General features: G+C 40.0%; 14 protein-coding genes. 7 read left to right on the top strand and 7 right to left on the bottom strand.

What is annotated here, in order from left to right; translation table 11 throughout:
* The first annotated feature begins 149 nt into the window (after positions 1-149).
* Entirely contained in the window at positions 150-821 is a 672-nt protein-coding gene (locus tag FW757_RS00910) for a hypothetical protein (protein WP_446440751.1), read from the top strand.
* Positions 822-944: 123 nt separating this feature from the next.
* Here FW757_RS00910 and FW757_RS00915 read toward each other — a convergent pair whose 3' ends face one another.
* The 3 genes from FW757_RS00915 to FW757_RS00925 all read right to left on the bottom strand — a co-directional run bounded on the left by FW757_RS00915 (position 945) and on the right by FW757_RS00925 (position 5,161).
* Positions 945-1,652 (bottom strand): response regulator transcription factor, encoded by a 708-nt coding sequence (locus FW757_RS00915; protein WP_182717074.1) that lies wholly within the window; start codon positions 1,650-1,652, stop codon positions 945-947.
* Positions 1,653-1,671: 19 nt separating this feature from the next.
* Positions 1,672-3,285, bottom strand: a complete 1,614-nt coding sequence (locus FW757_RS00920) for an ATP-binding protein (RefSeq protein ID WP_446440752.1) — start codon at positions 3,283-3,285, stop codon at positions 1,672-1,674.
* 163 nt (positions 3,286-3,448) lie between these two features.
* Complete coding sequence (locus FW757_RS00925; RefSeq protein WP_182717076.1) at positions 3,449-5,161, bottom strand: GNAT family N-acyltransferase; 1,713 nt, start codon at positions 5,159-5,161, stop codon at positions 3,449-3,451.
* Positions 5,162-5,330: 169 nt separating this feature from the next.
* On the opposite strand from FW757_RS00925, the gene FW757_RS00930 reads away from it, so the two are divergent.
* Together FW757_RS00930 and FW757_RS00935 are read left to right on the top strand one after the other, a co-directional pair.
* Complete coding sequence (locus FW757_RS00930) at positions 5,331-6,251, top strand: 2-hydroxyacid dehydrogenase (RefSeq protein WP_182794080.1); 921 nt, start codon at positions 5,331-5,333, stop codon at positions 6,249-6,251.
* Positions 6,252-6,349: 98 nt separating this feature from the next.
* Entirely contained in the window at positions 6,350-6,481 is a 132-nt protein-coding gene (locus FW757_RS00935) for a hypothetical protein (RefSeq protein WP_257325490.1), read from the top strand.
* Between the two features lie 30 nt (positions 6,482-6,511).
* Here the strand turns inward: FW757_RS00935 and smrA are convergent, their stop codons facing one another.
* From smrA to FW757_RS00950, 3 genes are all read right to left on the bottom strand, one after another.
* Entirely contained in the window at positions 6,512-7,090 is a 579-nt protein-coding gene (smrA, locus tag FW757_RS00940) for a DNA endonuclease SmrA (RefSeq protein WP_182717078.1), read from the bottom strand.
* A 134-nt stretch (positions 7,091-7,224) separates the two neighbouring features.
* The gene (locus FW757_RS00945) at positions 7,225-7,470 is read right to left on the bottom strand and encodes a hypothetical protein (protein ID WP_145237284.1); all 246 of its coding nucleotides are present in this window, start codon (positions 7,468-7,470) and stop codon (positions 7,225-7,227) included.
* A 99-nt stretch (positions 7,471-7,569) separates the two neighbouring features.
* Entirely contained in the window at positions 7,570-8,019 is a 450-nt protein-coding gene (locus tag FW757_RS00950; RefSeq protein WP_446440753.1) for a hypothetical protein, read from the bottom strand.
* Between the two features lie 109 nt (positions 8,020-8,128).
* Here FW757_RS00950 and FW757_RS00955 point away from each other — a divergent pair, with 109 nt between their 5' ends.
* Positions 8,129-8,512 carry a response regulator gene (locus tag FW757_RS00955; RefSeq protein ID WP_145237278.1) on the top strand — a complete coding sequence of 128 codons (384 nt, stop codon included), beginning with the start codon at positions 8,129-8,131 and terminating at the stop codon, positions 8,510-8,512.
* A 92-nt stretch (positions 8,513-8,604) separates the two neighbouring features.
* Here FW757_RS00955 and rpsT read toward each other — a convergent pair whose 3' ends face one another.
* Positions 8,605-8,865, bottom strand: a complete 261-nt coding sequence (gene rpsT / locus FW757_RS00960; protein WP_145237275.1) for a 30S ribosomal protein S20 — start codon at positions 8,863-8,865, stop codon at positions 8,605-8,607.
* A gap of 297 nt (positions 8,866-9,162) precedes the next feature.
* On the opposite strand from rpsT, the gene murJ reads away from it, so the two are divergent.
* The 3 genes from murJ (at position 9,163) to ileS (ending at position 14,591) form a co-directional block, all read left to right on the top strand.
* The gene (murJ, locus tag FW757_RS00965; RefSeq protein ID WP_404699110.1) at positions 9,163-10,701 is read left to right on the top strand and encodes a murein biosynthesis integral membrane protein MurJ; all 1,539 of its coding nucleotides are present in this window, start codon (positions 9,163-9,165) and stop codon (positions 10,699-10,701) included.
* Between the two features lie 109 nt (positions 10,702-10,810).
* Complete coding sequence (gene ribF / locus FW757_RS00970; RefSeq protein ID WP_446440754.1) at positions 10,811-11,737, top strand: bifunctional riboflavin kinase/FAD synthetase; 927 nt, start codon at positions 10,811-10,813, stop codon at positions 11,735-11,737.
* Between the two features lie 25 nt (positions 11,738-11,762).
* A complete protein-coding gene (gene ileS, locus FW757_RS00975; RefSeq protein ID WP_182739368.1) occupies positions 11,763-14,591 on the top strand; it encodes an isoleucine--tRNA ligase in 2,829 nt (942 codons plus the stop codon).
* Positions 14,592-14,596 lie beyond the last annotated feature (5 nt).

Genomic DNA, 14,596 nt, shown 5'->3' on the forward strand with positions numbered 1-14,596 from the left:
TATCGTAAAGGATATGCTAACATTTTTTCAGTAAATTTCGCTATTCGAAATAAAATACTTAGTAATTGATTAATAAAAAATTATTAAAGTAATAACAGCGTTTAGTGCGGTTTTTAGCGTTGATAAAATTAAACATTATGGAGATTGTTATGAGCACCAGTAATAAAGGATTTAGTATTGCACTGTTGTTTGGTGTGGCAGCTGCTTTAAGTGGATGTGGTGAAAGCACGGATGAATTAGATGATAAATTAACCCATCAAGCAAATATGTCTTTCATAAATTCATTGGATTATATGGCTGACTTTCATGTCAAAAAAAGGAGTATTAGCACCGGCTACAGTGGTTTATTCGATAGTGATAATATCGCTGCGGGCGATGTAGAGGCCAATGCTGTGGGTAGTCGCTATAACTACAGTTATAAAGTAATCAATAACATGATTAACTTGGGAGTTAAAGATAGTATCAATGCGAATAAAGAGGAACGCATAAATACAACCTTGAGTAATAACGACGATTTATGGGTAATTGCTTGGCAATTTTCAGGTAAGCGGGCTTTGTCTGTCATTGATAAAAAACAAAACAATACTGCAGATGTATTTAATGTGCGTTTATTTGCCTATGGCGAGTACGATGTGTCAATTGATGATAAAAAAGTATTAACTACAAAAAAGGGCAGTGTCACAGCGTTCTTAGCGGTGAGTAATTGTGCTAATGGCCTAAAAGTTGCCAATCAGGCTATCGATTTATGTGCGGGTAATTTTGGCGCTTCATATTTATTAGTTGTCGATAGTAATGGTAAACGAGTAATGGCTGAAGAATAACTTTAGATTAAAACTCCTCTGGTTAGTGTGAAATAGTTGCTGAGATAGATGTATTATCCACAGTTCAAGTCTCTCAAAGGCGCTACTCCCATGTTGGAGATATAGCGCCATATCCACCTAGAACTACCACGCACTAACTACAAATAAGTAGCCTTTGGAACGGATAGTCTTAATTTTTATTGGGTTACGCGCATTATCACCGAGCTTCTTGCGTAACTGGCTAATATGATTATCAACACCACGTTCAATTCCATCATAGTGATAACCTTTTATTTTTTCAACAATGTCACTACGTGACAGAATAACTCCTGCATTTTTAGCAAGCAGTAGCAGTAGGTCATATTCGCCGTCTGTGAGCTGGATATGTTGCGTTGCTAAAGAGACAGTTCGGTTGTGCGTATTAATGATTAATTGCCCAAACGTTATAGACTCTTTCGTTTGTGGCTTTATGGCGAGTGGATCTGTGGGATGTCCACGTCTTAAAAAAGCTTTAATTTTTGCCAGTAGTAAGCGAGGTTTCACCGGCTTTAATAAATAATCGTCGGCACCAATTTCAAGCCCTACAACCTGATCAATTTCTTCTTCTCGTGCAGTAAACATCAAAATATAGCCGCTGTATGACTGCCTTACTTCGCGGCATACCGTTAAGCCATCCTTGTTCGGTAACATAACGTCAAGCAGCACCAGAGCTGGCTGCCACTGAAGAATACGGGAGACCGCATGCTCGCCATTTGATTCTATTTCAACCTGATAGCCTTCAATCGTTAAATACTCTTGAATTGACTCAGCGAGCGGTAAATCATCTTCTACCACTAAAATCTTTGTTTTCATTTCTTGTTCTCTATGTGGATTATCGATGTGTGCGTTTGGCAGGCCAATTTAGTATGAAACATGCACCACCTAAGCTGGATGGCTCAACACTCGCGGTTCCTTCATGCCAGCCTAAAATTTGTTTAACGATTGCAAGGCCTAGTCCGGTTCCACCGACTTGCAAATTACGACTTTGATCTTCTCGATAGAATGGTTCAAATACCTTCTCAGCACAGGGTAAAGGAATACCATCACCGTTATCAGCAACACAAATCAGCCAGCCTTTTGCGGTTTGTTCATAGCTTACTTGAATATGGTTTCTTCCATACGCTATGGCATTGCGCATTAAATTACTTAATGCACGGCTCATATAAAACTTATCAATCATTGCATGGCAAGCGCCTTGTTCAAGTAAAACAATCTCAGTATCAGGGTTGGCTTCTTGCCAACAGATTAACTCATGTTTTATCCAATGATTAAGTTCAACGGTTGCAAATGTAAGAGTGGGTATTTCGCGCTCAAATCGAGCATGTGTAAGCATTTCTGACACTAATGAATTTAGTTCATTCAAAGATAATTCAATCCGCTCTAGTTGCCCTAGTTGATAGTCATTGGTTGTACTATTTCTAAGTAATTCAACATTGAATTCAATGCGTGCGATGGGAGTTCGCAATTCATGTGATACAGCATTGATCAGAGTTTTATGAGAAGAGATAAGGCGTTGTATTTTTTCGGCCATGGTATTAAACGTTTTGGACAAGTGGGTTAGATGGCTAAAACGAATTAGCTTAGCGCGAGCATCAAATTTACCTTGTCCAAGTAATATCGCCACTTTATTGAGCGATAACATAGAGCGCCAGCCAGGAATTAACCATATTATAATTGGTATAAGCAGAAAAAAGCCGAATATAAAATAAAAGATACTTAACATGTACACCACTTTGCCCTTTAGTTGAGGGCTAAAAGGGCCAAGTACAATTACTTTATCGCTATTTTTGATGCGCTGTACGGCAGTGTCGGCGGGATAGCCAATAAAATCAGAATCCGCAGTTGATATGGTCACAATAGCTCCTGTTTTTAATTGGGCTATTTGTTGCTCTGTGTAAGTTAACTCACTCAATGTCATCAGTGCAACGGGATATGTAAAATCATCACTGAGCGAATCAATTATCGACGGCCAGCTCTGCTGTGGGTGTTGCATCAGCATATTATTCAGTAGGTAAAAAGAGCCCATCATCCAACGTTGCGCTTCGTTGATCAGATGCTTAGGAACCGTATTGGGTTTTACAATTACTAATAGCTGTTCGTCATCTATTTTTCGATATGCTAAATCTGCTTGCGGATCACCCCAAATTTTATCCTCTGCGAGCCAAGATTGTTGCTCACTTGAAAAATCATTTTGTTGATAGTCTTGTAAAGTAAGTTCAAAGCCAAAATTAGCTTGTATGGTTTGTAAGTATGCCATTCTCTGGTGTTTAGGTATGGATTGTAATTGTTGTGCAAGAAGATCCGTAGATCCTGATGTTAAAAACTCTAAAGCCCATTTTTCAGTAGGGTATCTGACGTTACTTTCAAAATGAGGTATCACCAATAATTGAATGCTAACTACCGAAAAAATAATGATAAAAGCTAAAAATAGCAGGGACCTTTTCATAGCTGTTCTGTCAACAATTTGTGTACAACCACTTTATCATATCTGCACATAAAAACTACTTTTGATAGCATACAGCGAGCGCAAATTCACGTTACGGATCAAAAGTAGGTTTAGTAAATAAGCTAGATGGCTGGTCGCTGTTATTTTATACACCTTTGCGTTCTTAGTTCTTTCCTAAATATCTTTTTGCTTTGCCTGCTTTTACTTTTTCAAGATCAACAAGCACTAAGCCATCAATACAATTATTGAAATCAGGATCAACACTAAAACTTAAAAACTGTACGCCGCCAGGCTCACATAGTTCGGTGTATTGTTTAAATAAAGTGGGTACTTGGGCACCCATGTTTGCGAGCACATGTTTGAGCTCAACAAAGTCTTCTTTGACATCATTACCGCTAAATAGATTTGCGCACTGTATGAGTTGCTGCTCTGTGAGTTTGAACTCATTATTAGGTGTAGCAATAACCTGCTTAGCGCCGTAATAATGCTGATAATAATGAACTAACATGGCTTTGGCAGGTTCTGGCAACGCGTTCGAGACACTGACTGCGCCGTAGAGGTAGCGATACTGAGGATAATTTTTCACAAACGCGCCAATCCCATACCATAAATAATCAAGACTTTTACGACCCCAGTATTTAGGTTGTACAAAGCTGCGACCCAGTTCAATACCTGCAGCAAAGTAAGGAGTCATTGCATCACTGTAAGAAAATAAGCTATCAGTATATAAACCTTTGCGGCCGTGTTTATCAATAATAGCTTGAGCACAAGCAAGTCGGTATGCGCCAACCAATTCAAGTTGTGAGCCGTCCCATAAAACCAAGTGCTGATAATCCATATCGTACTTATCAATATCACGACGCTTACCACTGCCTTCACCAACAGTGCGAAACGAAATCTCTCGTAACCTGCCAAGCTCTCTGAAAATCGCTGAGCTGCCTTGATATTGATAAAGGTATATCTGCATGCCGTCTTGAGTTGTGCCTAATAGCTCACATTGTTCGATGGCTTTTTTTAGTTCCTTGCGGCATTCTGAGGAAGCGATGGGTGCTTGTGTTTTAAGCGGTAAGGTTTTCTTTGAGGTAAGTGCATAAAGCTGCTTACGGATCAGATTGACTACTTCTTTGTCTTTAAGGTTTTCAATTAAATAAGACTCTGGAGGTATCGATGCGCCTATTTCAAACTCTAATGATTTTTGTCGTTGTTTAAACATTTCTTTAACCAGTAATAAACTCGCTAAAGGCTTGTAAATCATCGATGTGCCATAAAAAAGTGGGCTATTTTTGGCTTTAATAAAAATCGGTAAAATTGGCGCATTGGCTTTTTTTGCGATCCGTAAAAAACCACTATTCCACTTGCAATCTTTAATTCCGGTAGGGCTTAAACGCGACACTTCACCTGCTGGGAAAATGAGAATGGCCCCAGCTTCTTTAAGGTGCTGGTGGATATTATTGAGTTCTTGCTTTTTACTGTCACCCGATAAATTATCGACCGGCAGTAATAATGAGTGCATTGGCGTAACTGACATTAACATGCGATTGGCAACGACCTTTAAATCCTTACGAACACTTGATAATACTTTAATTAATGCCAGTGCATCTAAAGAGCCAATAGGGTGGTTAGCAACAATAACTAACTTACCTTCGCTAGGAATATTCTCAATCTGCTTTGGCTTGTAGCGAGTATCAAAATCTAGTTCATCCAACACTTGCTCAACAAACTCAATGCCTTGTAAGTGCGGGTAGGCATCACCAAATGCAACAAATTCTTGTTCGTGAAGCAAATAACCTAACCCTTTTTTAACTAAACTTTTTACTTTAGGTGAGTTTTCTAATTGTGGTAGATTTGCTGCGATTACTTTATCAACACTGATCATAATTACCTCGTTTGCATATGGTGATCAATATATCGCCAGAGTAAAAGCTTGCCATGACAATTAGGTTGCAGTTGTGTGACTTTTTAAAGAGCCGAGCAGTAATTCGATTAGATTAAATGTTTTAACAAAGGTTATACTCTTTGCAAATCAACAACTCTATAGGCATAACATGAGCGTACTCGTTGCGATTAGTGGACGTGATTGCAGTAAAATTATTACTGCGTTAGCGACTAAATTACCCGATGTAAAAATTTCACAGTGGCCAGATTGTGATAACTTAGAGGATGTTGAATTTGTGCTTGCTTGGCTGGCACCTGCAGATATGTGGGCACAACTACCAAATTTAAAAGTAGTTTCTTCATTTGGCGCAGGGGTCGATAGCATTGATTTAAACTTACTCCCTGACAATGTCGTTGTGACACGCATCGTTGATGAAAATTTAGCTCATGATATGGCAGAGTATGTGCTTACCCATATTTTAGCGCATAAGTTAAGGCTTAAAGACTATGTGATTAAGCAACAACAACGACAATGGCTGCCAAAACGCGCTTATAGTCATAATCATGTTGTGATTTTAGGTTTTGGTGAGTTAGGACAAAGCTGCGCTAAACGTTTACTGGCTAATAATTTTACCGTAAGTGCATTTTCACAAAACCCTAAAAATATACCCGAAGTAAATTGTATTCATCAAGCAAGTGAGTTACCGAGTTTGTTAGCACAAGCTGATTATCTCGTGTGTTTATTTCCACTAACCACGCAAACGAAGGGCTTTATTAATCGCAACTTATTAATGCAGCTACCAAGTCATGCCGTGCTCATCAATGTAGCGCGAGGCCAGCACGTCGTTGCAGACGATTTACTTTGGGCATTAGATAATCAAATTATAAGAGGAGCAACATTGGATGTTTTTGCACAAGAGCCATTAGCTGCAGAGCATCCTTTTTGGCATCATTCAGCGGTTACAATGACTCCCCATTGCGCGGCATTGTCTGATCTGGAAACTGTAACGCAGCAGATTGCTAATAATGTACAACGTATGAAAACAGGCCTTAAATTAAATAATCAGGTTGATAGAACAAAAGGTTATTAAAAGTTCAGCGACAATAGCGTAGTACATCTTGTTAACATCTGTAATTTTAGTTAGTCTAGGTAATTCAAAAAACACTAACAATAATAATAAGGTGTACAATGAAACAGCATCAAACAGGCGTTAAATTTAGCATTATCGTTATTTCAGTGGTCTTAATGGGTGTGTCTGCATGGTTTAATCAAGCTAATGCAAGTGAACAAGCCCCCGTTTTACAAAGCCAAACAGAATAAATAGAACCAACAATTGATATCGAAGCCGGGTTAGCGTTTACTATGACGCTCCCGGTTCTCACTCTTCTTCTCATCACTTTTTTTAATTAAGACATAGCTTGCACCACTGCCACCATGATGCCTAAGCGCACTATGAAAGGCTAATACGCAGTCAATTTCTTGTAGCCATTTATTGGTATAACTTTTTAACACCCCAGGGATCTTTTTATTTTTGATACCAGTGCCGTGGCGGATCACTACCACACGAATATTACTTTTTTGGCAATCAGTTATAAATTCAAATAAGGCTTGGCGTGCGTTTTTTAGTGTTTGGCCATGTAAGTCAAGTGTCGCATCAAGCTGATACTTAGCTAATCGAAGATTTTTAAATACAGCATCTTGCACTCCCGCATTTTTATAACTCAATAGTGCATTAGGCTCTAATAGCTCGACTAATTCACTACGTAGATAATTTTCATCGATGTTTAAATTTAATTCTGCGGCTTTGCGTTTTTGTTGCTGGGCTAAAGAGGGGCCAGTTAAGTGTTGTGATGGTTCGATCGTATCGTGATCTAGGCGAGCAACGTCTTCCATAGACGTTAAAAATAAATCAGAGTCAGTTAAAGGCATAGTGATACCCAAAATAGCATAATACGCCGATGATTTTAACTTAGTTCATTTTGCTGCCCAAGTTCTATTCGCGCAAAAAAATACCCTACCGAGCAAAGCCCGGTAGGGTACATAAAATTATCTAGGGAGAGATATTAATTTTGCGGCACATTTAATTGCCCAAAGGTATAAACCTTGAACAAGTAAAACGTGTTTATCAACACTAAACTCATGTTTGAAATAACACTCGACGACATTAAATCCAAGCTAAATGACAAAAACAGTAAAGCACAGGCGCTGATCGCCGCTACACGCAGTATTGTTAATTGATTGATAAAAAACGCCCCTAATCCTAGGGCTAACAGGATAATATTTAAAAGCCAATCTAGCTCGTTTAGCATGGTTGTATCGTTGTTCAAGTGTTGAAAAAAGGAGCGCCATTATGTTGATATTTTGCGCACCTTTCAACCAAGTAATTTTATATTTTCAGATTAGTTTTTTTAATCCAAAATTAATTTTTGTAATGCAGAAAAAAAGCCGGCTTGTTCGGTTACTCGATATTTTTGACAAGTATCTGGTTGCTTATTGTTTTGACATAAATAAAGGCTATTACGCGCTAAATCGGCATTTGGCTGCAAATTTGAGTCAAATAACATGGCGCCATAACCAAACAGTCCCGGCCAATATACACTTTGCGTTACTAATCCTAATTTTTCATAGGTTAATAACTGTGGTTTGGGGATAACTAAAATAGTAAACACAATAACACCCGCTACAATAATGCCTGTGCGGCTTTTTTTTGTTTCAGCCAATTCACTACTAGCAGTTTGTGTTTGTGCTTGCGTGACGTTTGCCTGAGCAAGCGCTTTTCGCTTGTTAGTTGGTGCCGTTGGTTTTTTTCGTTGAGGCGTTTTTCCTAGCAAGGATTGTTTTTTTATATTATTTGACATAAAGCAAATCTGGCCTTTTAAGCAGAGCTCTCTATAATGAGATTATTAAATTAGAAAAGTTATTAAGCATAATAACTTAAACCTAGTTCATAACCTACGGGGATCAACAATGAATACGCAGCTTTCAATTTTAATAGTGGATGATGTGGGAACAGTGCGCAGCTTTCTCCATCAAACATTAATGCACTTAGGTATTGAAAATGTTAGAGAAGCGTCGACAGCTGCGCAATGTATAAGTGCTTGCCAAGCGGCCGATTATAATATTATTTTTTTAGATATTGAGTTGCCAGACGGTGATGGTAAAGAGATTATCGCGCAGATCAATGAAATAAACCCACAAACTAATGTCGTTATGGTATCGGCTCACTCAACGGTTGAGAATGTTAAAGATGCAATCGATAAAGGGGCTAAAGGATTTGTGGTAAAACCATTTACACCGAAGAAAATAGCGGCAATGTTGAAAAAGTTTTATCCAGAATTAGACGTTGTTTAACGCAACAACAGTGTTTAAATAATTTTAAGCGTTAAATGATAGATATAAAAAAACCGGTCAAGACCGGTTTTTTATATTCTAGCAAAAACAAATTATAGCGCTTTGATCTTAGCTGCTATGCGGCTCTTATGACGAGCTGCTTTGTTTTTGTGAATTAGACCTTTAGTTGCATAACGGTCTAAAATAGGTGTAGCAACTGCGAAAGCTTGCTGTGCAGCTTCCTTGTCGCCCGCTTCAATAGCAACAACTACTTTTTTGAAGTATGTACGCATCATTGAACGACGGCTTGCGTTATGCTGACGGTTTTTTTCGCTAGTGATAGCGCGTTTTTTTGCAGACTTGATGTTAGCCAAGGTTTGCTCCTAACAATCTTAAAATAAGCTTAATTTAAAGGCCGTGGAATATGCCTTTTTTAATCGTGAATGTCAATAAAAATTTGACATACCAAGAAAAACTGCTCCTATATAACGAACATCAATTTGCCGCTCTAGCACAGTTAATACCGCTATTGTAACAAAGGCGGTGAGTTCAGCCTAGTGCTTTAGAGCGATTTATAAAAAAGACTGTGGCATAATTGGTTTTATCGTTGGTTTTAAAGCAGGTTTAGTGTGGCAAAAGGATTATTTCGTTCCGGTATGATTGTAAGTGCAATGACAATGATATCGCGTGTTTTAGGATTAGTGCGAGATGCTGTTGTCGCAAATTTACTTGGCGCAGGTGCTGCCGCCGACGTTTTTTTATTTGCTAATCGCATTCCCAACTTTTTACGCCGCTTATTTGCTGAAGGGGCATTTGCGCAAGCATTTGTGCCCGTTTTGTCGGAAATCAAACAGCAACAAGGAGACGACAAAGTCAGGCTGTTTGTTGCTCAAGCCGCTGGCACACTTGGTACTATTTTATTGGTTGTAACTATAATCGGTGTAATTGCATCGCCAATTATTGCAGCACTATTTGGTACTGGGTGGTTTATTGAGTGGTGGCAAGGTGGCCCAGACGGTGAAAAATTTGTATTAGCCAGTAGTTTACTTAAGCTAACGTTCCCTTATTTATTTTTTGTAAGTCTTGTTGCTCTCAGTGGCGCGGTGATGAATGTTTATAATCGTTTTGCTGTTGCGGCCTTTACGCCAGTGCTGTTGAATATTTCGATTATTGCCTGTGCAATCTTATTACACGATAAATTCTCGGTTGGTGCTTATTCGCTAGCTATTGGTGTGTTTGTCGGTGGAGTGGTGCAGTTATTGTTTCAATTGCCGTTTCTGTACCGAGCGAAAATGCTCAGTAAACCACGTTGGGCCTGGCAGGACGAAAATGTAAAAAAAGTCCGTAAGTTAATGTTACCGGCTTTGTTTGGGGTATCTATTAGTCAAATTAATCTACTGCTTGATACCATGATTGCGTCATTGTTAATGACAGGGTCAATTGCTTGGTTATATTATTCTGACCGGCTAATCGAATTTCCACTGGGGTTATTTGGCATTGGTATCGCGACGGTTATTTTACCTGCGCTATCTAAATTACATAGCAGCGAAAAAAGCAGCGATTTTCAGCACACCTTAGATTGGGGAGTGCGGTTTGTGATCTTTTTAGGCTTACCTGCGATGATTGGTTTGATGATCATTAGCCCGTTAATCATCTCTGTATTATTTGATCATGGCGCATTTAGTCAAGGGGATGTCGATCATGTTCAGGCCGTGAGTTTAGGGGTGATGGCTTACTCTGTTGGGCTTGTCAGTTTTATGTTGATCAAAGTTTTAGCGCCGGGATTTTATGCACGTCAAGACACTAAAACTCCGGTGCGTATTGGCATTATTACGCTGGTGTTGAACATGGTTTTTAATATTATGTTAGCACCGTTTATAGGTTACTTAGGATTGGCGCTTGCGACTTCAATGTCGGCCAGTTGTAATGCGTATCTGCTTTATCGTCAATTAAGCAAAGAGCAGGTTTATCAGTTTTCGCGTTTTAGTTTATTGTTTACCTGCAAATGTTTGCTCGCCGCTTTATTGATGGGGGTTGTAGTTTGGTACGCTGCGACACAGTTTTTATGGCGTCAGTGGCATTTTAGTGAGCAAGTTGTTTTATTGATAGGTTTACTCGCTCTGGCAGGGGGGGTGTACTTTTTAGTGTTGTTTTTACTCGGGGTAAGACTAAATACCATAAAAAACGTTGTTAGTGCTCAATCAGACTAAAAAAATCAACTGAAACTCGCATCTTGAGGTGGTTTGGGTATAATCGGTGATTCTGTAACCCAAGTGAAATTTTACTCGGTACATAACGCTTACAAAGGCATTAGGTGGCATGGAGTTAATTAGAGGTATCCACAATATTCGCACACAGCATTATGGTTGTGTGTTGACCATTGGTAATTTTGATGGTGTGCACTTAGGTCATGGTGAAGTACTCAATGGATTACTCAATGACGCTAAAAAATATAACTTACCGAGTACGGTAATGTTATTTGAGCCTCAGCCACAAGAGTTTTTTGCCAAAGATAATGCGCCAGCTCGATTAATGCGGTTACGCGATAAGCTAGGTCTGTTAGCAAAGTTAGGCGTTGAACGGGTAATTTGTATTAGTTTTAATCAGCAATTTGCCAATATGGAAGCAGAGCAATTTGTAACAGAGATACTGATCAACAAGTTGGGTGTCAAAGCGCTAACCGTAGGTGATGATTTTCGCTTTGGTAAAAGACGTCAAGGTGACTTTAATTTACTAAAAAAAATGGGCCTCGCGGCTCATATGGATGTAAAAAGCACCGCGAGTTTTCGGCAATTAAATGCTAGAGTAAGCAGCACCTTGATCCGCCAAGCATTAGCTGAAGGTCAGTTAGCGCAAGCCAAAGCGATGCTAGGTCATGATTACGCAATATCAGGGCGAGTGATTCATGGCTGGAAACGCGGTCGTGAATTAGGGTTTAGGACTGCAAATATTGCGTTAAAGCGGCAAGTATGCCCTGTAAATGGGGTGTTTGCGGTACAAGTAACGTTAAACGATAAAACAGTGTATGGGGTTGCAAATATTGGCAACAAACCCACATTTAATGGAACACGCGCATTATTAGAAGTTCATCTGTTCGACTTTGCGCAAGATATTTATGGACAGTTTATGCACGTGGAGTTAATTAAAAAGCTTCGCGATGAGAAAAAATTCGAGACATTAACACAATTGACGGCACAAATAGCAACTGATGTTGCTGCCGCTAAACAGTGTTTTGGTTTAAATTAGGTAGCCGATACGGAAACTAGGATTAATGAGCGACTACAAGCATACTTTGAATTTACCGGAAACGACGTTTCCAATGCGCGGCAATTTGGCACAACGTGAGCCAAAAATGCTTAAGACATGGTATGAAGACGACCTGTACGGTCAAATTCGCAACGCTAAGAAAGGTAAAAAAACCTTTATTTTGCATGACGGCCCTCCGTATGCGAACGGCGATATCCATTTAGGTCATTCAGTAAATAAAATTCTAAAAGATATTATTGTTAAATCAAAAACCTTATCTGATTTTGATGCGCCTTACGTACCTGGTTGGGATTGCCATGGTCTACCGATTGAATTAATGGTAGAGAAAAAAGTGGGTAAGCCAGGCGTGAAAGTCACGGCTGCAGAATTCCGTGAGAAATGTCGTGAATACGCTAAAAAACAAGTTGAAGGCCAAAAAGTTGATTTTAAACGTTTAGGCGTATTTGCTGATTGGGATAAGCCTTACTTAACCATGAATTTTGACTTCGAAGCAAACGCAATTCGTGTGCTTGGACGTATCATCGAAAAAGGCCATTTACACAAAGGCGCAAAGCCTGTGCATTGGTGTACTGATTGTGGTTCTGCTTTGGCCGAGGCTGAGGTTGAATATCAAGATAAGCAATCACCAGCGATTGATGTGCGTTTTGAGTTTGTTGATCAAGCAGCCGTTGTTAGTGCCTTTGATTTAAAAGCCGATCATGAAGGTAAAGGTACTGTCAGTACAGTGATCTGGACAACTACACCATGGACACTGCCAGCTAACCGTGCGGTTGCCGTGCATGCTGAACTAGAATATGCCTTAGTGCAAGTTGATGATGACGGCGCGCAGCAGCGTTTGATTATAGGGTCAGAGCTAGTTAAAGATGCAATGGATCGCTACGGCTTTAAGCACTTTCACGTATTAGGTTATGTAACGGGTTCAGCACTTGAAAATTTACAAGTGGCACATCCATTTTACGATTTTAATGTACCAGTGATTGTGGCCGATCATGTTACTACTGACTCTGGTACGGGTATCGTGCATACAGCACCTGGCCACGGTCAAGAAGATTTCGTGGCAGGTCTACAATACGGCTTAGAAGTGGCTAACCCGGTTGGTGCAAATGGTGTTTATTTACCTGACACTGAGCTTTTTGCAGGTCAACATGTATTCAAAGCCAATGCGAGTGTAGTTGATGTGCTGACTGAGCGTAATGCGCTTATGCATCACCATGCCTTAACGCACAGTTACCCGCATTGCTGGCGTCATAAAACGCCAATTATTTTCCGTGCAACGCCGCAGTGGTTCATTAGTATGGATCAAGCTAATTTGCGCCAAGATTCATTAAAAGAGATTAAAAACACTCAGTGGTTGCCAGAATGGGGCGAAAGCCGCATAGCAAACATGGTTGAAGGTCGCCCAGATTGGTGTATTTCGCGTCAACGTACCTGGGGTGTTCCAATTGCACTGTTTGTTGATAAAGACACCGGTGCTCTTCATCCTGATACTCAAGCTTTGATTGAAAAAGCAGCCTTGCTGGTTGAAAAATCCGGTATTCAAGCATGGTATGACTTAGAGCCTGCAACTTTACTTGGTGAAGCTGATGCTCAGCAATACATGAAAGTGCAAGATACATTAGATGTATGGTTTGATTCTGGTGTAACGCACGCCTGTGTGGTTGATGCTCGCGAAGATTTAGTTGGTCCAGCTGATTTATACTTAGAAGGCTCAGATCAACACCGCGGTTGGTTTATGTCATCAATGATGACGTCAGTGGCAATTAATGGTCATGCACCATATCGTCAAGTGCTAACTCACGGTTTCACTGTTGATGAAAACGGCCGTAAGATGTCAAAATCGCTAGGTAACGTTATTTCACCACAGAATGTGATGAATAAACTCGGTGCAGATATTTTACGCTTGTGGGTTGCTTCAACTGATTACACTGCAGAAATGACCGTATCAGATGAAATCTTCAACCGTTCTGCGGATCGCTACCGTCGTATTCGTAACACTAGCCGTTACTTACTCGCTAACTTAAGTGGTTTTGATCCTAAAACTGACCAAGTAGCTATTGATGACATGGTTGAACTTGATCGTTGGATTGTTGGCCGTGCGGCGCAATTACAAGATGAAATTTTGGCGGCTTACGAAAGTTACCAAATGCTCCAAGTAACGCAAAAGCTAATGAACTTCTGTACTGGTGAGCTTGGTTCATTCTATTTAGATGTGATCAAAGACCGTCAATACACAGCGAAAAGCGATAGTCATGCCCGTCGTTCATGTCAAACAGCTCTATATCATATTGCCGAAGCTATGACGCGCTGGATGGCGCCAATCATGAGCTTTACCGCGCAAGAGATTTGGCAAGCACTGCCAGGTGAGCGTGACCAATATGTGTTTACCTCAGTTTGGTATGATGGCTTAAAAGCGGTTGGCGAAGGCCAGTTTAGTAATGACGATTGGTTAACGATTCTAAACGTGCGTGATGAAGTAAACCGTGTGTTAGAAGGTGCACGTAAAGAAGACGTGATCGGTGCGACACTACAAGCTAATGTGAATATTTTTGCCAATGCAGAGCTTGCAGCTAAATTAGCAGCTTTGGGTGATGAGCTTCGCTTTGTATTCTTAACATCTAACGTTACTGTTACAGCTGTTGATGCACAACCAGATGCAACTCAAACAACTGAAATTGATGGCTTATACATCAGCGTATCAGCTACCGACGCACAAAAGTGCGAACGTTGTTGGCATTACTGTGATGATGTAGGTGCAAATCCTGCGCATCCAGAAATTTGTGGTCGTTGTGTTAGCAACGTAGATGGCGAAGGCGAAACACGCCAATTCGCATAGGAGTA

Source organism: Pseudoalteromonas sp. 1181_04, from assembly GCF_052850545.1.

Bases quoted from the DNA above. Each gene is read 5' to 3' on its own strand.
- smrA (WP_182717078.1), bottom strand. From the start codon at position 7,090: ATGCCTTTAACTGACTCTGATTTATTTTTAACGTCTATGGAAGACGTT.
- FW757_RS00935 (WP_257325490.1), top strand. From the start codon at position 6,350: ATGAAACAGCATCAAACAGGCGTTAAATTTAGCATTATCGTTATTTCA.
- FW757_RS00925 (WP_182717076.1), bottom strand. From the start codon at position 5,161: ATGATCAGTGTTGATAAAGTAATCGCAGCAAATCTACCACAATTAGAA.
- ileS (WP_182739368.1), top strand. From the start codon at position 11,763: ATGAGCGACTACAAGCATACTTTGAATTTACCGGAAACGACGTTTCCA.
- FW757_RS00910 (WP_446440751.1), top strand. From the start codon at position 150: ATGAGCACCAGTAATAAAGGATTTAGTATTGCACTGTTGTTTGGTGTG.
- FW757_RS00930 (WP_182794080.1), top strand. From the start codon at position 5,331: ATGAGCGTACTCGTTGCGATTAGTGGACGTGATTGCAGTAAAATTATT.
- FW757_RS00950 (WP_446440753.1), bottom strand. From the start codon at position 8,019: ATGTCAAATAATATAAAAAAACAATCCTTGCTAGGAAAAACGCCTCAA.
- FW757_RS00915 (WP_182717074.1), bottom strand. From the start codon at position 1,652: ATGAAAACAAAGATTTTAGTGGTAGAAGATGATTTACCGCTCGCTGAG.
- FW757_RS00920 (WP_446440752.1), bottom strand. From the start codon at position 3,285: ATGAAAAGGTCCCTGCTATTTTTAGCTTTTATCATTATTTTTTCGGTA.
- FW757_RS00945 (WP_145237284.1), bottom strand. From the start codon at position 7,470: ATGCTAAACGAGCTAGATTGGCTTTTAAATATTATCCTGTTAGCCCTA.
- murJ (WP_404699110.1), top strand. From the start codon at position 9,163: ATGACAATGATATCGCGTGTTTTAGGATTAGTGCGAGATGCTGTTGTC.
- FW757_RS00955 (WP_145237278.1), top strand. From the start codon at position 8,129: ATGAATACGCAGCTTTCAATTTTAATAGTGGATGATGTGGGAACAGTG.
- ribF (WP_446440754.1), top strand. From the start codon at position 10,811: ATGGAGTTAATTAGAGGTATCCACAATATTCGCACACAGCATTATGGT.